Annotated in this window: 25 protein-coding genes, 2 tRNA genes and 2 pseudogenes; 14 read left to right on the top strand and 15 right to left on the bottom strand. The window is 60.5% G+C overall.

The genetic code is table 11. The annotated features are described in order from the left end of the window. Positions 1-33: 33 nt before the first annotated feature. From lolA to ISP15_RS07895, 10 genes are all read left to right on the top strand, one after another. Positions 34-696 (top strand): outer membrane lipoprotein chaperone LolA, encoded by a 663-nt coding sequence (gene lolA / locus ISP15_RS07940; RefSeq protein WP_404546697.1) that lies wholly within the window; start codon positions 34-36, stop codon positions 694-696. A gap of 9 nt (positions 697-705) precedes the next feature. Further along, entirely contained in the window at positions 706-1377 is a 672-nt protein-coding gene (locus ISP15_RS07935; RefSeq protein WP_404546696.1) for a YoaK family protein, read from the top strand. Positions 1378-1448: 71 nt separating this feature from the next. Next, positions 1449-2789, top strand: a complete 1341-nt coding sequence (locus tag ISP15_RS07930) for a replication-associated recombination protein A (protein ID WP_404546694.1) — start codon at positions 1449-1451, stop codon at positions 2787-2789. A 249-nt stretch (positions 2790-3038) separates the two neighbouring features. Beyond that, positions 3039-4319 (top strand): serine--tRNA ligase, encoded by a 1281-nt coding sequence (serS, locus tag ISP15_RS07925; protein WP_404546692.1) that lies wholly within the window; start codon positions 3039-3041, stop codon positions 4317-4319. Then, on the top strand, positions 4316-4693 hold the full coding sequence (locus ISP15_RS07920) for an LrgA (protein ID WP_404546691.1): 378 nt from the start codon (positions 4316-4318) through the stop codon (positions 4691-4693). The genes serS and ISP15_RS07920 overlap by 4 nt, the downstream gene beginning before the upstream one ends. Positions 4694-4821: 128 nt before the next feature. Further along, positions 4822-4911, top strand: a tRNA-Ser gene (locus ISP15_RS07915). Positions 4912-5015: 104 nt separating this feature from the next. Then, positions 5016-6038 carry an IS110 family RNA-guided transposase gene (locus ISP15_RS07910; protein ID WP_404546689.1) on the top strand — a complete coding sequence of 341 codons (1023 nt, stop codon included), beginning with the start codon at positions 5016-5018 and terminating at the stop codon, positions 6036-6038. Between the two features lie 568 nt (positions 6039-6606). Continuing rightward, a complete protein-coding gene (locus tag ISP15_RS07905) occupies positions 6607-6810 on the top strand; it encodes a YodC family protein (protein WP_404546688.1) in 204 nt (67 codons plus the stop codon). After that, the gene (locus tag ISP15_RS07900; protein WP_404546686.1) at positions 6810-7076 is read left to right on the top strand and encodes a DUF6953 family protein; all 267 of its coding nucleotides are present in this window, start codon (positions 6810-6812) and stop codon (positions 7074-7076) included. Before ISP15_RS07905 ends, ISP15_RS07900 begins: the two co-directional genes overlap by 1 nt. 67 nt (positions 7077-7143) lie before the next feature. Then, a complete protein-coding gene (locus tag ISP15_RS07895) occupies positions 7144-8316 on the top strand; it encodes a TIR domain-containing protein (protein WP_404546685.1) in 1173 nt (390 codons plus the stop codon). Positions 8317-8713: 397 nt separating this feature from the next. On the opposite strand, the pseudogene ISP15_RS07890 reads toward ISP15_RS07895, so the two are convergent. The 4 genes and pseudogenes from ISP15_RS07890 to ISP15_RS07875 form a co-directional block, all read right to left on the bottom strand. Beyond that, a pseudogene (locus ISP15_RS07890) lies at positions 8714-8902 on the bottom strand (transposase); the annotation flags it as partial. A gap of 269 nt (positions 8903-9171) precedes the next feature. Next, positions 9172-9723 (bottom strand): hypothetical protein, encoded by a 552-nt coding sequence (locus tag ISP15_RS07885; protein ID WP_404546683.1) that lies wholly within the window; start codon positions 9721-9723, stop codon positions 9172-9174. Between the two features lie 36 nt (positions 9724-9759). Beyond that, a complete protein-coding gene (locus ISP15_RS07880; protein ID WP_404546682.1) occupies positions 9760-10212 on the bottom strand; it encodes a MarR family winged helix-turn-helix transcriptional regulator in 453 nt (150 codons plus the stop codon). 37 nt (positions 10213-10249) lie between these two features. Next, a complete protein-coding gene (locus tag ISP15_RS07875; protein ID WP_404546681.1) occupies positions 10250-10684 on the bottom strand; it encodes an SRPBCC family protein in 435 nt (144 codons plus the stop codon). A 221-nt stretch (positions 10685-10905) separates the two neighbouring features. Here ISP15_RS07875 and ISP15_RS07870 point away from each other — a divergent pair. Next, positions 10906-11061: pseudogene (locus ISP15_RS07870) on the top strand (transposase); the annotation flags it as partial. 145 nt (positions 11062-11206) lie between these two features. Here ISP15_RS07870 and ISP15_RS07865 read toward each other — a convergent pair. After that, the gene (locus ISP15_RS07865) at positions 11207-11608 is read right to left on the bottom strand and encodes an H-NS histone family protein (RefSeq protein WP_404546679.1); all 402 of its coding nucleotides are present in this window, start codon (positions 11606-11608) and stop codon (positions 11207-11209) included. 672 nt (positions 11609-12280) lie between these two features. On the opposite strand from ISP15_RS07865, the gene ISP15_RS07860 reads away from it, so the two are divergent. After that, positions 12281-12580, top strand: a complete 300-nt coding sequence (locus ISP15_RS07860) for a 2-hydroxyacyl-CoA dehydratase (protein WP_404546678.1) — start codon at positions 12281-12283, stop codon at positions 12578-12580. A gap of 22 nt (positions 12581-12602) precedes the next feature. Here ISP15_RS07860 and ISP15_RS07855 read toward each other — a convergent pair whose 3' ends face one another. From ISP15_RS07855 to ISP15_RS07825, 7 genes are all read right to left on the bottom strand, one after another. Further along, positions 12603-12767, bottom strand: a complete 165-nt coding sequence (locus tag ISP15_RS07855) for a DUF1427 family protein (protein WP_404546676.1) — start codon at positions 12765-12767, stop codon at positions 12603-12605. Between the two features lie 32 nt (positions 12768-12799). Further along, a complete protein-coding gene (locus tag ISP15_RS07850) occupies positions 12800-13771 on the bottom strand; it encodes a quinone oxidoreductase family protein (protein WP_404546675.1) in 972 nt (323 codons plus the stop codon). A gap of 272 nt (positions 13772-14043) precedes the next feature. After that, entirely contained in the window at positions 14044-16506 is a 2463-nt protein-coding gene (locus ISP15_RS07845; protein WP_404546673.1) for a PAS domain-containing hybrid sensor histidine kinase/response regulator, read from the bottom strand. A gap of 77 nt (positions 16507-16583) precedes the next feature. Beyond that, complete coding sequence (locus ISP15_RS07840; protein WP_404546672.1) at positions 16584-17051, bottom strand: PA2169 family four-helix-bundle protein; 468 nt, start codon at positions 17049-17051, stop codon at positions 16584-16586. Positions 17052-17356: 305 nt separating this feature from the next. After that, the gene (locus ISP15_RS07835; protein ID WP_404546671.1) at positions 17357-18148 is read right to left on the bottom strand and encodes a glucose 1-dehydrogenase; all 792 of its coding nucleotides are present in this window, start codon (positions 18146-18148) and stop codon (positions 17357-17359) included. 515 nt (positions 18149-18663) lie between these two features. Further along, positions 18664-18750 (bottom strand) — tRNA-Leu (locus tag ISP15_RS07830). 94 nt (positions 18751-18844) lie between these two features. Then, a complete protein-coding gene (locus ISP15_RS07825; RefSeq protein WP_404546669.1) occupies positions 18845-19084 on the bottom strand; it encodes a hypothetical protein in 240 nt (79 codons plus the stop codon). 245 nt (positions 19085-19329) lie between these two features. Here ISP15_RS07825 and ISP15_RS07820 point away from each other — a divergent pair, with 245 nt between their 5' ends. Continuing rightward, entirely contained in the window at positions 19330-19980 is a 651-nt protein-coding gene (locus ISP15_RS07820) for a response regulator (RefSeq protein ID WP_404546668.1), read from the top strand. A gap of 83 nt (positions 19981-20063) precedes the next feature. Here ISP15_RS07820 and rne read toward each other — a convergent pair whose 3' ends face one another. Further along, positions 20064-23141 carry a ribonuclease E gene (rne, locus tag ISP15_RS07815; protein ID WP_404546666.1) on the bottom strand — a complete coding sequence of 1026 codons (3078 nt, stop codon included), beginning with the start codon at positions 23139-23141 and terminating at the stop codon, positions 20064-20066. Between the two features lie 336 nt (positions 23142-23477). Here rne and ISP15_RS07810 point away from each other — a divergent pair, with 336 nt between their 5' ends. Continuing rightward, the gene (locus ISP15_RS07810; protein ID WP_404546665.1) at positions 23478-24443 is read left to right on the top strand and encodes an RluA family pseudouridine synthase; all 966 of its coding nucleotides are present in this window, start codon (positions 23478-23480) and stop codon (positions 24441-24443) included. Here the strand turns inward: ISP15_RS07810 and ISP15_RS07805 are convergent. Together ISP15_RS07805 and ISP15_RS07800 are read right to left on the bottom strand one after the other, a co-directional pair. After that, entirely contained in the window at positions 24421-25932 is a 1512-nt protein-coding gene (locus ISP15_RS07805; RefSeq protein ID WP_404546663.1) for a CPBP family glutamic-type intramembrane protease, read from the bottom strand. The two genes, ISP15_RS07810 and ISP15_RS07805, sit on opposite strands and share 23 nt — an antisense overlap. Further along, complete coding sequence (locus ISP15_RS07800) at positions 25929-26270, bottom strand: 4a-hydroxytetrahydrobiopterin dehydratase (protein ID WP_404546662.1); 342 nt, start codon at positions 26268-26270, stop codon at positions 25929-25931. The genes ISP15_RS07805 and ISP15_RS07800 overlap by 4 nt, the downstream gene beginning before the upstream one ends. Between the last annotated feature and the right edge of the window lie 131 nt (positions 26271-26401).

Here is a 26401-nt window from a genome sequence, read left to right as displayed (position 1 = left end):
TTGCGCCACTCATCCCCATCAGGAACAGGAACCATGAAACGCCTTCGCTTCATCGCTTTCGCAGCCTGCCTCGTGTTGTCCCTGATGGGCGCGGCGCAGGCGGCCGTTGGTCCGGCGCGGGCGCGGCTGGACGCTTTCGCAAAGGGCTTGCACGCGCTGTCCGGTGATTTCTCCCAGACGCTCACCAACCCCGACGGCAAGGTGATCGCGACCAGCGGCACGCTGGCCTTGCAGGCGCCGCGCCAATTCCGCTGGGATACCTTGAAGCCCTACAAGCAGACGATCGTCGCCGACGGCAGCCGCGTCTGGATGTATGACCCGGACCTCGAACAGGTCACCGTGCGCAAGCAGGATACGGAAGAGGCGCATAGCCCGCTTACCGTGCTTACCGACCTCTCGCAATTGGACCGGGATTTCAGCGTTACCGAGCAAGGCGAGCGCGATGGCCTGCTCTGGATGCGTCTTACCTCCAAGTCGAACGATGCGCAGCTCAGCTATGCCGATCTTGGCTTCGACGCCAATGGCCTGGCACGGATGCAGTTCAAGGACCAGATCGGCTCCACCACCGACATGCGCTTTTCGAATTGGCAGCGCAATCCGGACTTGCCGCCGCAGGATTTCAATTTCACGCCGCCCAAGGGGGCGGATGTGATCGGCGACCTGCCGGTCATCAGCACCCAGCCGCTCAAAAACTGACCGCATCGCATGATTCGCCAGCTGCCGCGCTGGGCTTGGGTAGGTGGTGGCCTGCTGGCGCTGGTGGCCGGTTGCATCAATGCGGTCGGTTACTTGTGCTTCCGGCATGAACCCATTAGCCACCTGACCGGAACCAGCACGGAGTTCGGCATCGCCTTGGCTGCTGGCGATAACACAGACCTGCTGCATTGGGGGCTGGTGATCGTATCGTACCTGGTCGGCGCGATGGTCAGCGGTTTCATCGTGAAGCAGGGGACGCTGCAATTAGGGCGGCGATATGGCGTGGTGCTGATACTCGAATCGCTAGTCCTGTTCGCCGCCACGCCCTTGATTCGCGATGCTGACGACCTCGGCCTGTACCTTGCTTCGGCGGCGTGCGGCCTGCAAAACGCCATGGTCACGACCTACAGCGGCGCGACATTGCGCACCACGCATCTCTCAGGCATTTTCACGGACCTGGGCATCTATTTAGGCCAACGCCTGCGCGGCCTGCCGGTGGACATGCTGCGCATCCACGTATGCCTGCTGGTCGCCGGACATTTCATTCTCGGCGCGGTGTTGGGTGCGTGGGGATTCGCATGCATCCAGGAGCGCGTATTGCTGGTTCCCGCCGCACTCATCGGCGCCGTCGGCCTCGGTTATGCCGTTTATCGGCACGTCTTCCTGCGCCAGTACGATTAACGCCCACATCAGGCGGGCGGGGCATGCGGCGCGTGAGGAACCATCCACGCCGGATGGCCTATCATCTGTCCATGGATCGACGCGCCCCGCATAACGCTCCCCACCTGTTCGCGACCGAGGCAGAAGAACTCAAGCCGCTTGCCGAGCGCATGCGTCCGCGCAGCCTCGAGGAGATCGTCGGCCAGCAGCGGCTGCTCGCGCCAGGCAAGGCATTGCGGCGTGCGCTGGGAGCCGGGCGCGTGCACTCGATGGTGCTGTGGGGGCCTCCGGGCTGTGGCAAGACTACGCTGGCACTGCTGGTGGCGCGCTACGCCGACGCGGACTTCCGCGCCATCTCGGCGGTACTGTCGGGCCTGCCCGATGTGCGCAAGGCATTGGCCGAGGCCGAGGTCAATTTCTCGCAAGGCCGGCGCACCTTGCTGTTCGTGGACGAAGTGCATCGCTTCAACAAGGCGCAGCAGGATGCCTTCCTGCCGCACATCGAACGCGGCGTGATCATCTTTATCGGCGCTACCACCGAGAACCCCTCCTTCGAACTCAATTCGGCATTGTTGTCGCGCTGCCGCGTGCACGTGCTCGATGCCGTTTCGGTGGATGACATTGTCGCCGCCCTGCAGCGCGCGCTTGCCGATACCGAACGGGGGCTGGGCGCGTTACAGCTCGACGTGGCCGAATCCGCGCTGCGCCTGATTGCACAGGCGGCCGACGGCGATGTGCGCCGGGCCTTGACCCTGCTGGAGATCGCCGCCGAGCTGGCCGACGGCAAGGTGATCGACAACGCCACGCTCGAACAGGTACTGGCCGATCGCACGCGCCGCTTCGACAAGGGCGGCGAACAGTTCTACGACCAGATCTCAGCCTTGCACAAATCGGTGCGTTCGTCCGACCCGGATGCGGCGGTGTATTGGCTGGTGCGCATGCTCGATGGCGGCTGCGATCCGCTGTACCTGGCACGCCGCATGACGCGCATGGCGGTGGAAGACGTCGGCCTGGCCGAGCCGCGCGCATGGCGCATGGCGCTGGATGCATGGGATACCTACGAACGGCTCGGCAGCCCGGAGGGCGAATTGGGACTGGCGCAGCTGGCGATCTGGCTGGCGATCGCGCCCAAGAGCAATGCCGCCTACGCGGCTTACAACCAGGCGCGGGCCGTGGTCGGCCAGACCGGCACGCTGGAAGTGCCCCTGCATTTGCGTAACGCGCCGACCCGGTTGATGAAGGGCCTGGGCTACGGCAAAGGCTATCAATACGATCACGACCTGGAAGGCGGCGTCGCGCTCGACCAGCAATGTCTGCCGGACGCCTTGGCCGGCACGGAGTTCTACCAACCGGTAGCGCGTGGGCTGGAATTGAAATTGCGCGAAAAGCTGCAAGCCCTGCGCGAAGCCCGCCGGCAGGCGCGCGGTAAATAAGCCCGACGCGGACAGGCCGATACCCCCCGCCAGCGCGCGACCGATGGGCTTTCGAACTTGTTCGCGCCCCCATTCATGCCAGGCTCGCCTGCGTTTGGCTTTGCGACGCATCGGCTGGCAGAGCCAAAGTCGGCGGCCTCTGCCCATGGAACGCCGATCCCCGTCACGCCATGCCAGCGTGCCGCGTTGCGACCATGGCTGCCGCACGGCGATAATCGCTCGCTCTGGCCATACTTTCTGGACTTCGACATGCTGGACCCCGCATTGCTGCGTTCGCGCCTGGCTGAAACCGCCGCGCGGCTGAAGGAAACCCGAGGCTTCACGCTTGACGTGGGCGCGGTGGAGGCGCTGGAAAGCCGACGCAAGCAGCTGTCCACCGAGACGCAGGAATTACAGAACCTGCGCAATACCCGCTCCAAAGCCATCGGCCAGGCCAAGGCCAAGGGTGAGGATGTCGCCGCGTTGATGGCGGAAGTGGCCGGCATCGGCGACAAGCTCAAGGCGAACGAATTGGCACTGGCGGACGTGCAGGCCAAACTTTCCGATATCGCGCTGTTGATCCCCAATATCCCGCACGAATCGGTACCGGTCGGCAAGGACGAATCCGATAACCGTGAAATCAGCCGCTGGGGCACGCCGCGCAGCTTCGATTTCGACGTGAAGGATCACGTCGACCTGGGCGAGCGCCATGGCTGGCTGGATGGCGAAGCCGGAGCCAAGCTTTCCGGCGCGCGCTTCACCGTCATGCGCGGCCAGCTTGCCCAGCTGCATCGTGCGCTCGGGCAATTCATGATCGACCTGCACACACGCGAACACGGTTACCTGGAATGCAACGTACCCGTGCTGGTCAACAGCGATTCGATGTTCGGTACTACCCAGCTGCCAAAGTTTGAGGAAGACCTGTTTGCGACCCAGGTGGGCGATTCGCGTCGCTATCTGATTCCCACGGCCGAAGTCTCGCTCACCAATCTCGTGCGCGACACCATCCAGGACGCCGATGCCTTGCCGCTGCGCCTTGCCGCGCATTCGCTTTGCTTCCGGGCGGAAGCGGGCAGCTATGGCCGCGATGTGCGCGGCATGATCCGGCAGCATCAGTTCGAAAAGGTCGAAATGGTGCAGGTTGCGCGGGCAGGCGATTCCTACGCGCAACTGGAGGAAATGGTCGGCCACGCCGAAAAAGTGCTGCAGAAGCTGGGCCTGCCATACCGCAAGCTGCTGCTGTGCACCGGCGACATGGGCTTCCAATCCAGCAAGACCTATGACCTGGAGGTATGGCTGCCCAGCCAGCAGACCTACCGCGAAATCTCCAGTTGCTCCAACTGCGAGGATTTCCAGTCACGCCGCCTGCAGGCGCGTGTGCGCCATCCCGAGACCAACAAGCCGGAGCTGGTGCATACGCTCAACGGTTCGGGCCTTGCCGTGGGGCGCACCATGATCGCGGTGATGGAAAACTACCAGAATGCCGACGGCTCGATTACCGTGCCGGAAGCCCTTCGTCCCTACATGGCCAGCGCGGAGAAAATTGCATGAACACGATAGCGCGCACGTCCTGGGACAAGGTGGAGTTCTACACCAGCTATTTCCTGATGTTCGTGCTCGCTTCGGTCATCGGCACGCGCCTGGGCTTTGCCAGCGTGTGGATATTGCCCACGCTCGACCTGGTGCTCAGCAGCATCGCCCTGGCGTTAGTGGTGGCCAGCTTCTGGATCGCCCGCCGGCGCCGCAGCTGGCGGCTGTGGATCATCGCCTTCGCTACTGGCACGCAACTGCTGCCGATGGTGCTGCGCCAGCCGGTCATGCTGTTCCCGCTATTGGGCGGCCTGATACCGGTAATCATCATGGTATGGGCACTGGCCGCACTCTCCCGCAAAGGCACGGCTGGTCCGCGCGTGCGCGGTTCCTGATAGGATTGTCGCCCTCGCGAGAGGGCAGCGCCAACAACCATCGGCGAGGCCGTGGCACGAGAAGCAGGGCAGGAGGTCCGTATCAAACTGCCGTAGTGCACATAAAGTGCACCTCGCAAAAAGACAACGGAGAGATGGCCGAGTGGTTTAAGGCAGCAGTCTTGAAAACTGCCGTAGGTGCAAGCCTACCGTGGGTTCGAATCCCACTCTCTCCGCCAGTAATGCGATTAAGTCCCTGAAATAAGGGGCTTAATGAGATGGTCCCTCCCCACCCTATCTCGGGCATCGAGGTAGGGTGAAGTTTTTCAAGGAGGCCACGCTCATGCAAAACGTCACGTTGATCGGCATTGACCTGGGCAAGCATACGTTCCACCTGCATGGTCAGGATCGGCACGGCAAAGCGGTGTTCCGGAAGAAGTTCAGTCGCAAGTCAATGATCGAGTTTCTGGCGACTTTCCACGCTTGCACGGTGGTGATGGAAGCCTGCGCCGGGGCCCACCATCTGGCCCGCCGGCTCTCCACCTTGGGTCACCAGGTGAAGCTGATTTCCCCACAGTTCGTGCGCCCGTTCGTGAAGGGCAACAAGAACGACTTCGTCGATGCCGAGGCGATCTGCGAAGCCGCCTCACGGCCATCCATGCGCTTCGTGTCACCCAAAACGATCACCCAGCAAAGCCTCTCGGCCTTGCATCGTGTGCGCGAGTCACTGATCCGCGACCGCACGAAGACGATCAACCAGATGCACGGCTTCCTGCTGGAGTTTGGCATCAGCCTGCCCATCGGACAGGCCGTGATCCGTCGTCTTTCCCCCGTGCTCGCCGAGCATGAGGACTTGCCACCGGCGATGGTGCAGGTGCTGGAGCGTCTGCACGCGCACTACGGCTACCTGAGCGAACAGATCCAGGCGATCGAGAAGGAACTGAGCCGCCAGTTGGCCGGGGATGATCTGGGGCAACGCCTGCTCACGATCCCGGGCTTGGGGCCGATCACGGCCAGTGTGTTGGCAGCCGAGATGGGCGATGGTCAACCTTATCGGTGCAGCCGGGACTTCGCCGCCTCGCTCGGCCTAGTGCCACGGCAGTACAGCACCGGTGGTAGAGCCAACCTCTTGGGCATCAGCAAGCGGGGCGACAAGAACACCCGACGGTTGCTGGTGCAGTGTGCCCGCGCTTACATGCAGCGACTGGATCGCCAGCGAGGCCCGCTGGCTGACTGGGTACGCACCTTGCTAAACCGACGCCACTCCAATGTGGTGGCCTGTGCGCTGGCCAACAAGATGGCACGCATGGCGTGGGCACTGGCCCGACAGCACACCACCTTCGAGGCGGGTGTCCTGCCAGCCTGACAGGACCCCGCCGAAGACCTTTAACCCACCTGGTTTTGCGACGACGGAAACGTGATGGCGTGAACGGCACACCGGCCTGACGGACAACCTGACAGCAAAATTGGCCCATGAGGCCGAGGGCTTTTTAAGGACCGACAGGCGCGACTCTCATCGTGGCGCGGGGAGCGATCCCCACCAAGACGCCGGATAGATTTAAGCAAGCCAAACCACACCACCACTCACCGTGTTGCAAATCGGGGAGGGACCATAGATTTTTGTTGCATGCTATTCAGCGTCCCTACTTTCGTCCCTATATCGCAACTCGCTTGCGCGCGAACGACTACGGACGCGGATGGGCGCGATTCGCGCAGCGATTTCGCTGTGCGCGAACTACGGGGGCAGTAGTAGGGAGTGTCTCCCTCGCGCGACACGCTCCTGCACATGCCTGCATGGCCTACGCGCAGCCTATGAAGATCGAACCCGCCCAAGCATAGGTGATTGCCTCCACGTCAGCCTCGCCAGCTCGATCTTTCATGCACTCGATGCCGCCGCTATGCTTCGGGTACACCAAACCGGGATGGGGGTCTCTATGGCGAAGCAAGGTGCATTCAAGCTCGGCGATATCGTCAAGCTCAAATCAGGCGGCCCGGACATGACGGTGAATGAGATTCTTCTCAGCTATCCAGCTAAGCAGCCGACGGGTGAATACCGTTGTCAATGGTTTGCTGGGAAGAAGCTAGACACGGGAGTTTTCCCTGTTGAATCTCTCGAACCAGTTCAAACAGAGAAATAATGAGCGCCACCGCCGCCGCGCAGTGGATGCAGGCACAGGTCGACCGTCATGGTTGCCTCTACCAAGACGATGTTGTCGATTATTTGGTTAAATCAGGCCAAGAAGACCTGTTGCGTGAAAACGCAGACGGCAACCTTGTGGTGGGAACTCCGCTACTAAATGCGTTTCGCAAGCTCAATGCGGAAACCGTCGTCTGGGTTAAGTCTGACTTCTACTGGCGAACGCGCGTTGCAGAAGACGAGCCGGGGCGCGAGGCGCGCGGCTAGAGTTGCTTTTCGGAGCACCTCTGTCAGACATGGTGCAGAAAATTCAGCCGTTATTGGAGTAAATGACGTGGCTCAAGCAAAAGGAAAGACTGGCAAATCTGCGGCCAAAGGCTCCAAGGTCGCTAAAGCGGCGAAGAAACAGCAACCGATCAAGCCTGACGATAAACGAATCTACTTCAAGCAAGCGGACTTCCCGTTGGCTTCGCTACAGCATGCGCAGAAAATTGCCGCAACGCTGATGGACAATTTCGCCGGAGACTCTGGTTCTCCGCCGGATGTGGCGCTCGCTCTTGGGGTTAGTCCAACCAGCAGTGGCTGGAAATATCTCACCGGTGCATCTATCGCCTACGGATTAACCGATGGTGGAATTAATGCAAATGTGATCAAGCTGACTCCGCTGGGCAAACGACTCGTCGCGCCGGAAGAAGAAGGTCAAGATGTTGCTGCACGCCGAGAGGCGATCCTGAAGCCCCGTATTCTGAAAGAATTTTTTGAGAAGTACCGCCGCGCAAAACTGCCAAATGAAACGATCGCAATTAATGTACTGAAATCGCTCGGCATTCCAGCTGAACGAGCACACGCTGCATTCGGGATCATAAAAGCAAACGGAAGCTACGCTGGCATCATTCGTGAGACACCTACCGGCCCATTCATAAATCTTGATTCTCCTGGCGTTCCCTTGCCAGCAGCCACTCAAGATATAAATGACCGCCAGCAAGATCATGCGGTGGACATGGTGACGCATGATGCTGGGCCTGAAGTTGGCCAGCATTCACCAGTAGAGTCAGCGGCCAAACTAAACACGCTGCCTGACACTAAGGCGAATCGTGTATTCATAACTCATGGGAAGCGGCGTGAGATCGTCGGCCAAATCAAGGAGCTTCTGACGTTTGGAAACTTCGAGCCAATCGTATCGGTTGAGCGCGAAGCGACGGCTATTCCAGTGCCAGAAAAAGTATTCGAGGACATGCGTTCCTGTGGAGCAGGTGTGCTTCACGTTGGGGCTGAAGGAAAGTATCTGGATCGAGATGGGAACGAGCACGTCAAGATTAATGACAATGTGCTGATCGAAATTGGTGCGGCCATGGCGCTTTACGGAAAACGTGTCATCCTGCTGGTGGAAAAAGGGGTTGTTCTTCCTTCGAATCTCCAAGGTCTCTATAGGTGCGAGTTTGAAGGCGATAAGCTCGACTACGACTCGACCATGAAGCTTCTTAAAACCTTCAGCCAGTTTCGCTAGTGGTGACAGTGGAGCGGCGCTTCCCGCCCTCCATATTTCATTTCCACCGCGTAGCCACCTCAATCCGCAGCGGATACCGCACTGGCTCCGGAACCTGCCGGCGCTCCGCCGGCAGCGGTAGACTGTGCCGCTTCAGATAGGCCCGCTGCGATTCGAACGCGGGTGGATTGTCGGGATCGCCGAACCAAGCCGGAATGCCATAGTGATGCGACGGGGCGTAGTTCAATGCCTCGTGGAGCGGCATCCCTTCTCCGCTTAGCTTGCGGCGCGTTTCAATCAGGCGCGGGGCGAGCACTGTGCGCGACCAGCGCCCTAGCTGCGCAGGGTCGAGGCGCGGCGCATCGTACCGCCACCACATTGCCGGGCGAGTGCCTGGCTTGGTCTTGATCCAATCGGCGGCTACGTTCGCTGCCGAGACCTTCACGGTGTGGATGATCTTCTCTTTACTATTCATCCCGATGTGAGCCTTCATCCCGAAGTACCACTGTTTCCCTTTCGCGGTCTGATGCATCTCGGGGTCTCGCTGTCCGCTCTGGTTCTTCGTGGACGAGGGCGCGCTGATGATCGAGGCGTCCACAATGGTCCCGCATCCGACCGAACTGATGGCCGAGAGCGTGTGCATCGCCGCGCACTGCGCCTTCCAACTCACCGATCTCAACTATCGCTAGTACAGGCACAGAGGAAAGGGGGGCACCTACAAGGCGCACTTCCCTTCTTGGTGTCGCAGAACAGCATGGTCAGAAAGAGCTCACACCAAAGATTCAGTAAGACACAACCACGCGCGATGTCAGTCAGTGCTCGATGAAGGTTGATCTCGAGTTCAGGACGTGTCGGCATCGTGCACCCGGAGGCAGCTCAAGACCGCTGCGAGCGTCGGACATGTTTGGGATACCAGGAGGTGAACTTCACGGCGCCCACGAGGGCAAGAACGACGATGATGATGCCGATGCGCCGAGGCAAGGCAGGCACATAGAGCAGCGCGAATTCCGCGGCCACCATCATGGCGAAGGCAAGCGCCCATGCCCCCGTGAGGACATAATTCGTTCGGATGAAGGCGCGGGAGCCCCAGAGCTCGGGATCGACTTGCTCGCGTGCATATTGCAGGGTGAACGGACGGCGGGCTGCCAGGGAGGCAAGGACAATCAGCAGCAGGCCGCTGTCAACGTAAAGCCTGATTCCGATGACAGACCAGGTCGGCGCACCCAGAACGGCATAGAGCGCGAGCGCACCAAAGAGGAACGTCGTGCCGGCTTCGAGGATTTTCAGCTTGCGTCCCGACACGATCCAATCGCGCAGCAACAATGCCGCGGAGACGAGAGCGCCGGCCACCAGGGCTCCCGTTGCCCCGATCAAGCGATCCAGGACAGCGAAAACGATGAACGGCGCGAAGGCCAATAGGATGCCCATACCCACCTCCCGCTGAAGCGCAGATTGACCAGTGGATCAATCCACCGGCACGTTTGACAGGCGTCGCCTTTCCACCAGGGCTTTCAGGATCTTGCTGAGCGCATCGCGCTCTCTCGCATTCAATACATCGAAATACTCGGCATCGTTCTCGTCTGCGAGCTTCGACAGGACGGGCACCTTCCGGCGCCCAGACTTCGACAGGGACAGGTTGTGGGCTCGCCTGTCGTTGGGGTCGTCGGTCTGCTCGATGAGCTTCTTCTCGAGTAGCCGGTCGGCAAGCCTGCTGATCGCCCCCTTCGTCATTCCCATCTTCTGGGCGAGGACTGAGGGCGAGACCGCCCCCACCTCGTAGAGCATGCGCATGAACACCCATTCCGCCACCGTCACCCCTTCGTCCGCAACTTTCCGGGTGAAGCTCTGTGACACGGCGTTCGATACCACCCGCAGCCAGTATCCAGTGTGATCAGTCAGATTCGAAATGGGCTGCATGGGCTGTTCCGCCGGAGGTCGGGATGATCTTGCGCGCTCAAGCGGCCAGTTCCGTCGGCAGTTCGAGCATCTCCTTGAGCTTGCTCAATTCGATGTCGACGAGCTTGACCTGTTCGTCAAAAAATTCGTCGCTGAAGGCCGGTGGCTTGAAGAACGTGATCATGAATTCCGTGCCTGTCCCGTTGGCAATCACGCGCGCCGGCACCGTCCAGCTTGCCATCGGGTCCACGAAGTCATGGTCGAGAATCCCGTGGTGCTCGTCGGCGCGCAGGCGCAGGCGCGCAGCGCCATGTGGCGTCACCATGTCCCACCACTCTGAATCGCTGGTCCGGCTCGTGGACAGTATGTTCACGACAGCCCATCGCGGCCAATTGGCAAGATCGGCCAGGAAGTCGAAGGCGGCTTTGGGAGTGCAATCGATTCGAACCGTCTTGGTGCTGGAGCGGACGGTTTCCAGACGATGGGCAGACATGGTGAGTTACTCGTGTAAGGGATGTGACCAATATGGTTTACAAGGAAACTATATGAAGCTAGGTTCCTAGTCAACTTCTTGGTGAACAGGCCAGAGATTTGTAGACAAATTTCCGGCACCCGAGAGGCCTATATGAGCGACAAGCGGTACACGGATTGAGTTCAAGTGAAGCGTCCTCGCTGATTCGAGCCATACAGAAGTGGAGTTTCCCCAAAGGAGCTCTGCATGAAAAAGTCGAGTTCAGCGAAGAACACATCGTCCGCATCCTCAAAGAAGTCGAAGCGGGGGCGAAGTTCGCCGAAACCTACCGCAAGCTTGGCATCAGCGATGCGACGTACTACATCTGGAAAAGCAAGTACGCCGGGATGGAGGTTTCGCACTTTTGCGAAAAACTTTTTTTGAATCATTTTTTCTGGCGCACAGGCGCCCCATCACCGGAGGCTGTGCCAATAATCGCTGGATCACAAAAAAACCTCGCGAAATACCTTCCGCGAGGTTTGTATACGCAGGCGTTACCAAGGATCAGCGGCGCTTGTTCTTGCCGCGCACCGCTTTCTTGGCGACCCTCTTCGCAGGGGCCGACTTGGCCTTGGCGCCGCCATCGATCAACAGGTTCTCGATGGTAACACCGCGCCGTTTGAGGGCGGCGGCGAACCATAGCGGGCGCTTGCCGCGGCCGGACCATGTTTCGGCCGGGTTTTCCGGATTGCGATACTTGGGGGCAACCGATGCCCGCTTGCCCGCCTTGCCGCCACGGGTGGGATAGACATCGGCCAGGGTGAGGCCGGCGTTGCCCAACAGCGTGTCGATCTTGTTCCTGACGTCCTGGATTTGTCCTGCCCTTGCTTCCTGCATATGCGATTCCGCGTTGGCAATGAGCGCCTTGAGTTCTTTGGGGGAAAGGGATTTCAGGTCAATGGCCATGATTGGTCCTTTGTAGTCGAGTTTGTGGGGCGCTTTAGGCTATAACATGCTAAATGCATTTACAAAGCAGTTTGACGTATTTTGACGAATTACGCAAAATTGCGGGGTATTATTAAGCGAGTGGGCATTTCAATGGGGCGGCTATTTCGCGCCATGAACACGGCTTGACGTTACATTCCTGCACTATTGGGCACCATAATCCATCCAGGCGGCCGAGCTTAATAAGTCGCGCGTATACAGCGATGAAGGTGGTGCTGCAACAGCCTGCTAATTCGTTGCTATATGTCGGCGACGGCTCGGTTTATTTAGGTTAAGGCCAGAATTGACCGAATTTGCGCGTGTCTACAAGTCAGGCTGGATCGGTGCGCGGATCAATCAAGGCTTTCGCGGCGAAGCCATTACGGTTCTGGATAGGGGTTTTTATGAGTGGTTTTTTTACATGCTGTCGGATGGTGGCGGAGTCTGGTGAACTAACCGTTTTGAAATCCAGGCACCGAAGACATGAAAGCTTCGCGCAATGTGTGCGAATAGGGGCAGGCCGGTGCATCGTAACTATGAGGTAGGTCGGCATCGCATCGCCTGGAGGGCCCATTCCATGGCCGGCTGGAGCCTGGCCTTTGGGCCCGGCTTTCCTGTGAGATAATCGGTGGTCCCGTCATATCCCAAGTAGCCATGACTCTCCCCAAAGACGCCTTCCGCCGCTTCCAGGAGGAACTTGCGGCCCTCGACCAGAAAATCGAGCAGCGCGCGACCACCAAGCAAACGGCCAGGCAAACGGCTAAACAGGCCGCCATGTCTGCGATGCAACGAGCCCGGGAGGAATTCCTGGCCTTGCGCGAGCAATATAAATTGACGATAGCCGATGTGGTGTCCTTCTTCCCGGAAGAAGAGGGCATTGCCTATCTGCAGGGATTGATTGCCCAGGCGCAAGCCAAGCCGCGGCGCGGGCGTAAGCCCAAGGCGGAAGGCTGAATCGTCTCATGATGAACGCTGCTTAGCGCAACATGGCGCGGAGCACCGCAATCAGCTGCTCCCCGGCCAGCATGCCGAATAAGCCCATCAGGGCCACCGTGGGTGGTGCCGGCGACTTCACGCGCAGCAGGCCGTAGATCACTCCAACGATCACGCCGACCACCAGCGAGACAAGATAAGCCTTCATGGTTGCTCCAGATGGATGGAACGTGCGAAAGATCATGCAGGTACGATGACCACGCGACCGGACGTACCTTTGGCGACCGCCTCGTAAGCCTCGCGCCCGTGTGCCAGCGTGAACCGTTCGGCGATGACCGGTGCGTCGAATTTGCCGGCGTCGAAGCCAAGGGCAATGGCTTGCATCAATCGCGCGGACTCGACAACCCCGAGCTTGGCGCTATCGGCGCCCAATAGCTGGGTCTCGTTGTGATAGAAGTCGATCAGGTCGAACTCCACCCTGCGCCGCCCGGTCGCACTGATTTCCACCACACGCCCGCGTCGCTTGACCAAACCGAGTGCAGTGTCGAAGGCGACACCGCCAACGCTGTCGAAAACCACATCGACGCCTTCCGCAAGGCCTTCGAGATCGCGTACATGAGCGATGGCGTGCTCGTCGAACGGCACGAAATCATGGATGCGCTTTCCTGCTGGCGAGCTGGCATCCACGGGTGAGCGATCGATCCCGATAATGCGACAACCCAGCGATTTGGCAATCTGCGTCACCGCACCGCCGACGCCGCCACCCGCGCCGATCACGGCGATCGTCTCGCCTTCGCGCAGTTGCGCGTAGTCGACCGCGCCCAGCCAAGCCACCACAAAATTGACGCCCACGGCGGACGCTTGTTCGTGATCGAGTGCAGCAGGCTTGCGTGCCAGCGCAGCAATCGGAATCTGGATGTATTCGGCATGCGTGCCGTCGCGGGTGAAGCCGATATCACCGCCGGTACCCCAGACCTCCGCGCCGCGCCAGGCCAAGGGGCCTTGTTCCACCACGCCACTGAAATCGCGACCTGGGATGCGCGGTAGTGTCGTATGGGGGAAATGGCCGGCGACATTCTTGACATCGCTTGGATTGACCGATGCGCCGTGGATACGCACCAGGGCGCTTTCTTCGTTCGCCTCGGGCGTGGTCATGTCGATGTATTCAAGTACTTCGGGGCCGCCGTGGCGGGCGAATCGCAAAGCTTTCATGATGGCCTCCGGAATCTGCGCGCGCCTGATTATGGTTCCGATCGGTTGGGCCTGCCATGGCCGCTACCTGCCATCTGACAGTGTCGTCCGGCTGTTGTTCGGCGACGCGAGGGCACTTGTTGGCCCAGGCTTCGTGAGACTGAGCCATCGCCATGGCGCGGTGCTGGACTGAAAGAATTGGCCGTTTTTTTGGGCGCGGCCTCTCGTCAGGCTTCGCTTCCGTTGGCGCTTGCTACATCCACCAGCAAATGGGCGCAACATCGAGCAGGTAATTAGGGTCGTGTGTTCAACATCTGGTGGACTGCCTTCGATAGGGTTTCCATCAAGAAGGGTTTCGTGATCACCTGCATGTTGTCCTCTTGAAGGTCGGTACCCACGGCAGCGCCCGCTGCATAGCCCGTGATGAACAATACTTTCAAGTCGGGACGTAGCAGTCGGGCCGCATCCGCCACTTGGCGCCCGTTGAGGCCGCCGGGTAACCCCACGTCGGTGATAAGCAAATGGATTTCATCCATTTCCTTCAGGCGCTTCAAGGCGGTCGGTCCATCCGCCGCTTCCAATACGGTGTAACCGGTTTCACGAAGCATCTCCGTGATCAGGCAGCGAATGATGTCTTCATCATCGACGACCAATACGGTCTTTTGATCGATGAAGTCCTGCCGTCCGGCGGAGACTTCCGGCACGGCGTCGCGCTCCACGACGCCTATAAACCGGGGCAGGTAAAGGTGCATGGAGGTACCCTGTCCCGGCTCGGAAACAATTTGGATCTGGCCGCCTGATTGCCGCGCGAACCCATACACCATCGACAGGCCTAGTCCCGTGCCTTCGCCCGTCGGCTTTGTCGTGAAGAATGGCTCAAATACGCGCGAGGCAACTTCCGGTGGGATGCCGACTCCGGTGTCGGTCACGGTCAGTAGCGCATATCCCCCTTCAGCGACATCGTTGGCCTTCGCCGCGCGTGAGTCGAGCCAGATGGACTTCGTCTCGACGGTCAGCCGCCCGCCGTCCGGCATGGCATCACTTGCATTGATGCACAGGTTGAGCAGGGCGTTTTCCAGCTGGTGCGAATCGATCAACGCAATCGGGGTATCCAGGCCGGTCGCGAAATCGGTTGCTATGCTCGGTCCCATGGTGCGGAGGATCATGTCCGACATTTCCATGATGAGGCGGTTGATGTCGGTAGGCTTGGGCGCAAGGGTTTGCCGCCGGGAGAACGCCAGCAGCCGGTGGGTGAGGGAAGAGGCCCGCTGGACCGATTTCATGGCCATCGCCATGTAATGGTCGAGCCGTTCGATCTTCCCTTTGTGAACGTCGATCTGCATGACTTCAAGGCTGCCGCTGATTCCCATCAACATGTTGTTGAAGTCGTGCGCCAAGCCACCGGTCAACTGCCCGACCGCTTCCATTTTTTGCGACTGGCGTAGGGCTTCTTGCGCGGATTGGAGTGCCGCTTCGTTTTCGCGAGTGTCATGAATGTCTCGCGCAATGCAATACAGCTGGTCCTCGTCAGGAACGACAACCCATTGTTGCCACCGATACTCTCCTTGCTTGGACCGGATCCGATTTTCAAAGCGCATAGGCCCTGGGCTTTCGGCGAAACGCTGCATGTGCAAATCGAAGGCCATGAGGTCATCGGCATGAATCAGGTCTTGCACTTTCAATTCGTTCAGTGTCCCTTCGGTCCAACCGAGCAAAGTGTTCCATGCGGGATTCGTGCGGAAAAACGTTCCATCTTTGAGAAGCACGGCAATGAGATCCGGGGACGATTGCCAAACGCGGTCGCGCTCCCGCGTGCGTTGGGCCACTTCATCCTCCATGACCTCGTATAGTCGTTGCAATTTACGCTCGGTGCGCTTGCGGCCGGAGATGTCGAAACTGACTCCGGGAAATCGGACTGGCTTCCCGTGTGCATCCTTGATGCATCGACCTTGGGCGAGCACCCAGCGTTCGCGATTATCTGGCCGGACAAGCCGGTATTCGCTACTAAGCGGTTCGCCCGTGGCGACGCAATTATCGATGGAACGTCGCAAATCATGCAGATCGTCGGGATGCACGGAAGCGAGGAACTCTTCGAACGGCGCGCCACGCTGGGCGCGTTCCGGATCCACGCCATACAACCTGGCAAAGCGTTCGTCCGCGAAAACGCGATTGTTGGGAATATCCCAGTCCCACGTCCCGATGCCGCCGCCGGCCGATAATGCCAGCTGCAAGCGCTCTTCGCTGATCGCCAGTTGCTGGCACGACACCACCTGCTCAGTGGTCTCGGAACACATCACTAGAACGCCGCCGACGCCCGTGGGCGCTTCGTCGTCGCCAATTGGCGAGAAGCTGTAAGTCCAGTAAACGTCCTCTTTGATGCCGTTGCGTGTGATGGGCACTAATTGGTCCACGTGCCAGGTTGCTCCATCGCCGCGCATGACCTGTTCGATCTGCGGTCCAATAGTGGGCATGATTTCCGACCATACTTCGCGGACAGGTTTGCCAAGCGCCCCTGGGTGGCGCTCGGAATCTATCGACTGACGATAAGCATCGTTGTATAGGCAATAACCCTCGGCACCCCAAAAGATATACATGGGATGGTCAGTATTAAGGATGAGTCTTACGGCTGTGCGAAGGGCCTGCGGCCATGTCTCGGGAATGCCGAGCGGTGTGCGCGACCAGTCGCGGGATCGGATAAGCGCCCCGAGTTCTCCCCCTCCTTGAAGAAAGCCAGCTTCAGACATCCGTCGATTCATGGATCGGCGCCTTCATCAAGAAGAGGACTGTTATATCTCACCTACACCCCTAAATACACGGAATATCGAGAGCATCCCTAGCGAGCGCAACGCGGGTGCGAGGGACAGGGCTGCTTCAATTCATGCACGATGCCATGACAGGTTTTCACTGACAGGTAAGCGTGTTCAACGGCATCGCGCACCGGAGTGCTGAGCCTGTAGTCGTTCAAGGCGGACTCAAATTGATGCTTGAGGTGTTCGTCGCTGCGCTCGGCTTCCTCGACGACCGCATCGTGATTCGCAGTCAGGTGGGTACGAAGGTCCACGAAAAACCGTCGAGCGGATCCGAGGACGGTGCCTTCCGCGACGGGGCGTCCTCCCAGGTTTTGCACGGCGTGCCGCAACTCGCAAAGTACATGCCGACGATTAAGCGCCCAGCGTGAAAAGAGAGCGGCGACCTCGGTGTTTTCCAAATGCTCTGCCGCTTCACGATAGCCTTCGTAACTATCCATGGTTATTTCGATGAGATCGTTGAGTACGTCGATGTCGTGGGCTGGATCACGCATGCCGAACTCCCGTGGGATAGACGTTTCCAACCCTACGGATATCGCGTCATTATCGTGAGGACATGGCGTGAATCGCATCTATGCGGAAGAAGATGTGCAGGTTCAGTTCACCGGATGGATGCGTGAATGCAGGTTCCAATTCCTTTTGATATCAGCTCGAGGTGTTCGCCTTGGCTATGGGCGACGTCAAGATGAATGTTGCGCAATAGGCATGAAATTCCGGTTCACGCGCAAGGCGACCCGCATACATCGTGCGGCGGCCGGTGAACAAATGTGCCGGCCATCGCATGCCAACGTAAGGGTTTTTAAAGATTTGGCGCGCCGCCCGCTACGGCAATCATGGCCCCCGTGGTATAGCTGCTTTCGTCGGATGCCAGATACACGTATGCACCCGCCAGCTCGACCGGTTGGCCAGGACGTTGCAGCGGTACCTGACTGCCAAAATCGCGGTATTCCTCCGGCTCCATCGTGGAAGGGATCAGCGGAGTCCAAATCGGTCCAGGCAGCACGGCATTCACGCGGATACCTTTCTCCGCCCAAAGGCCAGCGAGGCCAGTCGTGAAATTGGTAATGGCGCCTTTGGTCGAGGAGTAGGCCAGTTGCGCAGTAGGTGGACGCTTGGCGTTAATGGACGCCGTGTTGATCACCGACGCGCCGGGTTTCAGGTGCGGCTCGGCAGCGCGCAGGATGTAAAACATCGCATGAATGTTGACGTTGTAATGCCGTTGCCAGTCTTCGTCGGCAATGTCGGCGAGCGACTTGGCTTCTTTTTGAAAGGCTGCATTGTTGACCACTACATGAAGCTTCCCGAAGCGTTTAATGGTCGCCTCTACCAATTCGCGGCAATGCGCGGGGTCGGCGATATCGCCTGCGATCGCGATAGCGTCTTTGCCGCTCTGTTTGCATACTTTGACCGTATCCTTGGCGTCCTCGGTTTCGGCCAGATAAGACAGCACGACATCGGCGCCCTCGCGCGCGAAGGCAATGGCGACTGCGCGGCCGATGCCACTGTCGGCGCCCGTGATCAGTGCCACTTTGCCGCTCAGTCGGCCGTGCCCCTGATAATCCTTTTCCCCATGATCCGGCACCGGCTTCATGCTGGTGAAGGTACCCGGGTAATCCTGGGATTGTGCTTCGAAGGGCGGCGTGGGGTAGGGGTGTGTCATGGTCGTGCTCCATCCTGAAAAACCAAGGATGCCGACGACGACGTCGGCCGACCGTAACGGTTATGTGCATGTAGGAGCATGCGGTTCCGTAGCCCAGCCTTTATTGGCTGCCCCATGAGCCCGCTCGTGGTAATTGGCGTACTGTCTGTCGCCACGCATGGCCCGTTTGAGGCTGGTGGCGCAGTGGGGCGTAGGGGCCTGGTTCGTGGCCGTTGCCTGGAGCGAACGGGATCTCCCACTCATGCCCGGTGCTGGCGACCCGGCAGAAGGGTTGCGCATCATAATGCCGGCGGAAGTAAAGCGCCTCGTCGATCCAGTGGTAGCGTGCGTAGGAAAAGCCCGTGCATCATCGCGCCACTACAACTGTTGCCAATCTTTTTTACACGGATTTTTACAAGTACCGCGAGTAAGGCGAAGGAGGCGGAATGTAAGTATCTGTTTTCGCTTGGTGCCCGGAGCCGGAATCGAACCGGCATGACCTTGCGGTCGAGAGATTTTAAGTCTCTTGCGTCTACCTGTTTCGCCATCCGGGCAGGAGGCAGCTGTCGGGGACAGGCTGCAGGCGCGCGGATCGTATCATGCGCTTAGCCCTTGGCGGAGGTGTGTTCGCTCGGTCGGCCGATCGGATCAGGCTACGGCGGTTTCGATCGGCAAACCGGGGCGCGCGTATTGGGCCAGGCGGATCGTAGAGGAAGGGCCCGGCATTTCAACGCAGGTACTGCGTCCAGAACGGTTGTGTTCGTCGCGGGCGGCTTCGCGCGCCAATTGGATAGCGGGGCCCAGTCGTAGCTGGCTGAACAGGGTCGCCGATTCGCGGCGGATATTCCAATCCCCCGAGGATGACTGGCTGAGCGAGTAGATCACCATCGGTACGCTCCATTCGGTTAGTTCCAACTAGCCTTGCTGGGGTGTTCGACCTGCGTGACGTGCGAAATGCATACAGTAATGATGGCATCAAAATTAGGACTAGTCTGTAGGCAAATTCCTACCAGTTTTGTGGGCGTTGGAGCTATATGGAAAGTCCTTGCCGAACGCGGGGTTACGGGCTTGCAATGTGTCGGCCAGACGCCTACTTTGCAGGTGCACAGTACCTAACCAGGGAGGGGCGCAAAATGATTGATGTCGTACTCGTGGACGATCACGAGCTTGTTCGAACCGGCTTCAGAATGATCCTACAGCAGCCGGATATTCGCATATGCGGTGAAGCGGGTACGGCCGAAGACGGCCTGCGCCTGATCCGGGCGACCAGGCCACATATTGCGCTGGTGGATGTGCATATGCCCGGCATGAGCGGCATCGAATTGACTGAACGTGTGGCCCGAGCGAACCTTCCTACACGTGTAATCGTTGTAACCGTCGTCGACGACGCCCGTTTTCCGAAGCGTCTATTGGATGCTGGCGCACACGGTTATCTGACCAAGAGCTGTGCGGCGGAGGAGCTGCTCAACGCCGTGCGTCAAGTAATGGGAGGCCGGCGCTATCTGGCGCCAGCCGTGGCGCAACAGCTGGCATTGGCGACGCTGGATGGCGAAGGCTCGCCTTTCGATGTGCTCTCCAGCCGTGAGCTGGAAGTAGCCATGATGCTGGTACGTGGCAAGGCCCTCACGGCCATTGGCGAACAACTAAATCTGAGTCCGAAAACGGTGTCCACCTACAAGCAACGGCTTATGGAAAAGCTACAGGTGGATCACGTCATAAGCCTCGCACACCTGATGACGGTGCATGGCCTGTTGGATACCCACAACAATCAGGTCGGCAGCTGAACGAATTTGATTACACCAGCAAGCAGAAAGGGCCGGACACTTGTCCGGCCCCTTTCGTTTTGTACCGCTATGCCTGGCGAGCGTCAGTGGAGCTTGCTATCGCGTTGCTCCGGGGGGAGGTCTTCGTCGCCCTCGGGTGCGGCAGGTCGCTCCTCATTGTGTATCTGAGGCGTCGGGGCTGCCGCAGGCGGGTGGATCGGTGTTGATAGCAGATCGCCCTGTTCCGGCTGATGGATCAACGGCGCCGGCGCCAGCATGGGTTCGACAGCTGATTTGTCGGCAGCGTACCCGGAAGCAGCGGAATCCATGGCGGTAGGTTTCGAAGCAACTAAAGATTCGAGTGGCGTGGCGACGTTGGCCTCGTTCGCTGCGGCAGCTTCGTCATGCGGCACTGTAACCGTTACCACTTCGGCCTGCGCGGGAGCCGCCTCATTGTGAGGCTGGTGCGCGACAGCTTCCATTGATTCGCCTTCCTCCGATGTTTCGCGCACGGGAATGGGCGGCAACACCGGCAGGTTGAACGAAGCAGTTGCCGGTGCGGATGCAACGATCAGCGGCGCGGCGGCATGGCTCTCGCTCGCCGTCGAGTCGGGGCGGCCGGATTCGACGGGCACGTCGGCAGCCGTTTGAACGACAGGGTGCACCGGATCATGGTTGTTCCATGGGGTTTCCGGCGCCGCACGTTCTGTCGATGATTCGGAAGCCGCCACAGGTGTTGCAGGCGCTACGGCAACGGAGCGGGCCGCGATAGCCGGCTCGGCCTGCGCTTGCGGTGCGTGGACCACTTCGGCCGCGTCATGGTTGCCTTCACGGTCCTCGTCATCCGCGTCCTGCGCGTTCATCTGTTCGTTCGGGGCGCCAGTTGCAGTCGTACCGTCATGGCGGCGACGGCGACGGCCACCGCGACGGCCGCGACGGCGGCGGGACTGGCTGCCTTCGAGGCTTTCGACGGAGGTATCCAGGCCTTCGTTCACCGCCAGCACAGGTACATCCGCTTCGGGTTGCGGCTGTGGTGTTTCGGAGGGCTTGGGCGCTGCGGGCGGATTTGCATTTACCGGGGGCACCCGTTCCGCTTGCGGTTGACGCGGCTGGCGTTCCTGCTGAGGCTTCGCTGCAGGCGTGTTCTGCGGCTTGGTGCGTTGTTCCGGGATCGCGGTTTCGTCTACGTGTGCGGGCTTGGGTTGGCGTTCGGGTTTGGCGTTCTGCGTTTGCTGCCGCCCATGCGCCTGCTGTTCATTGCGCTGACGCTGCTGGTTTTTGCCCTGGGGGCCGCGCTGCTGTTGCGGATCGCGCGGTTGGCGTTGTTGTCCGTCCGTGCGAGCGCGCTCGGTACGGCGCGGGTCTTGCGACTTCCCACTGCGCGGCGTTTCCTTGCGGGCCGGCGCTGGAGCGGGGGCCGGCGCCGCGACCGCGGTTTCGGCGCCACGGAACATGCCGAACAGGCGGGACAGGAAACCGCCACTGGCAGCGGGCGCCGGGGCAGGGGCCGCCACCGGCTGGCGCTTCGGTGCCTGGACAGCGACGGGCGCTGCCGCCTCTGGCGTTTCCTCGCGGATCGGCGCCGGGCTGGAGGGAACGATTCCGCTGACAGCCGGCTGCTCGCTGCTGCCCAGCATCTGACCCATCTTGCGCACTACATTGGTTTCTTCGGCGGTAAGGCGCTCATAGCTGGGCTTGCTGTGCTCGCCCATATCCGCCTCGCGGATGCGCTGGATTTCGATGTGCGGCGTTTCGAGCTTGTCGTCCGCCACGATCACCACATGCACTTTGTTGCGCAGCTCGATCTCGACCACGCTGGCACGCTTTTCGTTAAGCATGAAGTTGGCCACGCTCGGTGGCGCCTGCACCAGCACCTGGCCGGTGTTGTCCTTCATGGCGTGCTCTTCGATCAGGCGCAGTGTCGACAGTGCCAGCGATTCGACGCCACGGACATGGCCATGGCCTTCGCAGCGCGGGCAGACGATCTGGGTGGCTTCGCCCAGCGACGGGCGCAGGCGCTGGCGGGACATTTCCATCAGCCCAAAACGGGAGATGCGGCCAGTCTGAATGCGGGCACGGTCCAGCTTGGACGCTTCCTTCAGGCGTTCCTCGACCTCGCGCTGGTGCTTGGGGCTGTCCATGTCGATGAAGTCGATCACGATCAGGCCGCCGGCATCACGGATGCGCAACTGGCGGGCGATTTCTGTCGCCGCCTCCAAGTTGGTATTGAACGCCGTCTCCTCGATATCGCCGCCCTTGGTGGCCTTGGAGGAGTTGATGTCGATCGCAGTCAGCGCTTCGGTCTGGTCGATCACGATCGACCCGCCGGAAGGCAGGCGCACGCTGCGGTCGAAGGCGCTCTCGATCTGCGTTTCGATCTGGTAGCGCGAGAACAGCGGGGTGTCGTCCTTGTACAGCTTGAGCTTGCGCAGGGCGTTGGGCATGACCTGCTGCACGAATTCGCGGGCATCGTTATAGAGCGATTCCTCGTCGATCAGGATCTCGCCGATGTCGTTGCGCAGGTAGTCGCGCAAGGCGCGGATGAACAGCTTCGATTCCTGGTAGATCAGGAACGGCGCCTTCTGGGAGCTGGCGGCCTGGGAGATAGCCTTCCACAACTGCAGCAGGTAATCGAGGTCCCATTGCAGTTCTTCGGCATCGCGGCCCATGCCGGCGGTGCGCACGATCAGGCCGACATCGTCCGGCACCTTCAGGTGTTCCAGGGCTTCCTTGAGTGCCTGCCGGTCTTCGCCCTCGATCCGGCGGGAAACGCCGCCGGCCTTCGGGTTGTTCGGCATCAGCACCATGTAGCGACCGGCCAGGCTGATGTAGGTGGTCAGGGCGGCGCCCTTGTTGCCGCGCTCCTCTTTCTCGACCTGGACGACGACTTCCTGGCCTTCCTTCAGCAGCTCGCGGATATTGGATTTGTAAGGATCCAGGCCCGGCGTGAAGTACTCGCGGGCGATCTCCTTCAGCGGCAGGAAACCGTGGCGTTCGGCGCCGTAGTCGATAAAGCAGGCTTCGAGGGATTGTTCGACGCGAGTGATGCGGCCTTTATAGATATTGGCCTTTTTCTGTTCGCGGGAGGGGATTTCGATATCTAGGTCGTAAAGGGTTTGGCCATCCACGATGGCCACACGCAACTCTTCACGCTGAGTTGCGTTGATCAGCATTCTTTTCATTGTGATTCCTCGGCTTGGCCGCGCGTCGCGCGCCGCGGTGGCGCCTGGCTTGGCGGCCTGTCCGGGGATCGCGCCGCTGCGGTAAGCGGCAAAATAAACGGCACCGTTCCCGATACCGGGTGATTCGTGGCACGCACGCCGCTGTGCCTGTCTGCATACACGGACCGGACAAGCGACTACCGAACCGTTACGATGAAAGGGTGTTTTCCACCGGCTGCCAAAGGGCGGCCGGCTCAAACCTCGCCGGCGTAACGGGCAGGCGCCTGGTCCTTACTGCAATGTCGGCGGACCGGGCTGAGCGCTGTACGAGTATCCTCTCACCCCAGGTTTTTTTCAATGCAGACGGCAACTTCCCCCGATGTACCTCAAGGGGTGCGTCAACTCGAGATCGGTCCGGAGCGAGACGGACAGCGTATCGACAACGCCCTGGTAACCCTGCTCAAGGGCGTGCCCAAGAGCATGATTTACCGGCTTTTGCGCACCGGCCAGGTACGGGTCAACGGCAAGCGGGCCAAGCCCGACACCCGTCTCAGCCAGGGCGACATGCTGCGCATTCCCCCCGTGCGGGTGGCCGAGCGCCAGGAACAGGGCGCTTCGCAAGGGGCCATCGCGGCGGCGGCCGACGCGGTGATCTTCGAAGACAAGCACTTCCTGGTCATGGACAAGCCGACCGGCATGGCCAGTCATGGCGGCAGCGGGGTCAGTCACGGGGCGATCGAACTGCTGCGCCAGGCCCGGCCCAAGGACCATTTGGAGCTGGTCCACCGCTTGGACCGCGATACCAGCGGCGTGCTGGTGTTTGCCCGCACGCGCGCCGGCCTCACCGGCCTGCAGGCGGCGATTCGCGCGGGCGAGGTCACCAAGCAATATTTATGTCTGATGGTGGGTCACCCGTCCAAAGCACGTTTCGATGTGAATGCGCCGTTGCAGAAATCGATCCTGCAGGGCGGCGAGCGGATGGTGCGCGTGTCCGAAGGGGGCAAGCCGTCGCTCACCTTCTTTCGCGAGATGGAGCAATACCCCGGCGCGCGCCTGATGCAGGCCACGCTAGGCACCGGCCGCACGCACCAGATCCGCGTGCATGCCGCGCATGTCGGCCATCCGTTGGCCGGCGACGCCAAATACGGCGATCGGGACGCCAACAAGCGCTTCCGCGAACGGGGACTGCATCGCTTGTTCCTGCATGCCTCGCATATGGCATTCGAACTCGAAGGGCGGGCCTACGGCTTCTCGGCACCGCTGCCGGAAGACCTCAAGCTGTTCCTGGATGAGCTTGCTGCTAGAGGAAGAAGCGCGCGCTGACCTCCAGCGAGCGCAATGTTCCGCCGACCAGCCCGGATTCGGCCAGCAGGGCACACGCCGCATGGGCCAGTGCAATGGGCAGCACAGTGCGTGAGCGGAGAAAGCAGCGCGCCCACCACAGTTCGGCCACGAAGCAGCATTGCATCAACAGGCCATTAGGCGTGTGCAGCAGAGCAAACGTCGTTGCGATGGCGATGACGGCCCAGCCCGGCCGCGGCCCCATCCGTTCGAAGCGCTGCATCAACACCACCAGCATCAGCCATTGCTGCAGCCAGGCCCAGCCGAAATAAGTGAACGCATGCACCGGGGCCAGCGGCTGGAGCCGATGGCCCCAAAATATGATCAGCCCGGCGGCCACCGGCACTGGCGCGAGCGGCCATAGCCAGACCCGCCATGTGGCGGGCCAGCGCCACAATCGGGGCAGGTGCCGTCGCTCGATCGCCAACGCAAACGCCAATCCGCCTGCAAAGGCGAACATGCCGGACAGGCTTGGATGGAGCCCCCAGTGCAGGCCGATGACCAGCCACAAAGGTCCGCCCAGGCAGCCGGCGACTTCCAGCCAGGGGCGCAGCGGCCCCTTTATCGGATTGAGCAGCAATCCGGCCAGGGCCAGCCAATAAACAACACAGGCAGCCCATGCCGTCAGCGGATATGAACGGGCGGGTCTTGCAGCCTGCGGGTTGGCGCCTGCGGGCACGATCAGTGCTGCTGGCCAATGGGCACGCAGTTGATCGCGCAGAGCCAGCATTCTATCCGCGCTGATACCGGCCGGTAAGCGGAAGACGGGTGCAGGCCAGGTTTGTGCGCGTGTAGCAATATGCTCTACATCGTCTTCCGTGGCGCCAGCTGGCAGGTCGAGCGCCATGTTTTGCGCGTGCGGTATTGGTTCGGCCGCCAGGAGCGCGGCAGACGCGATGCGCAAGGTCGTTCCGGCCGGGATCTGCACGCGCAGGCGCAGCATCCGCACGACGCCGGGCGCTGGACACGCCATTCCCTGCGCGCTTCGCCATGAAAGCTGGCGCATGTCGAGCCGCAGGACGCGCATGCCAGGCGTCAATGGCGCAGCTGCCAATGCCACGCACGCCGATGTCTCATTGTCCTGCCGGACCAGTCCGAGCGTTCCGTGCGCGTCGCTCTGCATGGAGAGCTCCAAGATGGGCCAGTGCGCCAGATCCAGCGACCAGGCGATCGGCAGGCCGAGTTCGAACGCTGTGCCGTCCATGCTGGTGATCGCCAGCATGCCGCCATCACGCGCGAGACGGGCGTTGCCGAAGGCGCGTCCGGCGATCAAGTCGTGCGGCCGCTGCAGGCGCCAGTGCCAGAGCGGCTGGCCATTTTCGATGCAGGCCAATTGCTGTTGCGCCTGATCGAGCAATTGCGATGCGGTGATGCGAGCTGCCAGCCAGCCCAGCGCAATGCATAGCGCGATGGCGGCCAGCACGTAGCTGATGCAAGCCAACGCCGTGCTTGCGCGCCGCGGATCGTTCAACGTGCGAGCAGGGCGTCGACGCGCGCTGCGCAGATGAAATCGTTCAGCGATAACCCACCCACATCGTGAGTCGACCATTGCAGCTTGCAATGACCGTAGCCGGCTTCCATATCCGGATGATGGTCCTCGTGGTTGGCCATGAAGCCCACCGCGTTGATGAACCCCAGCGTCTGATGGAAATTCTCGAAGCGGTAATCTTTCGCCAGCGCATCGCCTTGTCCGCTCAGTTTCCAGCCGGGCACCAATGGCAGCAACGCGGCGATGGCCGCCTCATCCAACGCATGTTCCTTGCCCTTGCGGGGCTGGCAGTGCTGGACGGATAGCGGAAGGGCATTCATGGCGATCTCCTGTAGTCGTTCGCTAAAGCGTCGAAACTGTACGCGAAAAAGCGGACCTCGAACATTCGGCGCGAAACAGGACTAAAATGGTTCGGTATAGCCCGGCGAGCGGGCATGACGATGGTTTTTGG

The organism is Dyella jejuensis (assembly GCF_044904675.1).
Taxonomy (GTDB): Bacteria; Pseudomonadota; Gammaproteobacteria; order Xanthomonadales; family Rhodanobacteraceae; genus Dyella_B; species Dyella_B jejuensis.
Note: the sequence above shows the minus strand (reverse complement) of the source record. Positions and strands in the feature narration are given on the sequence as shown.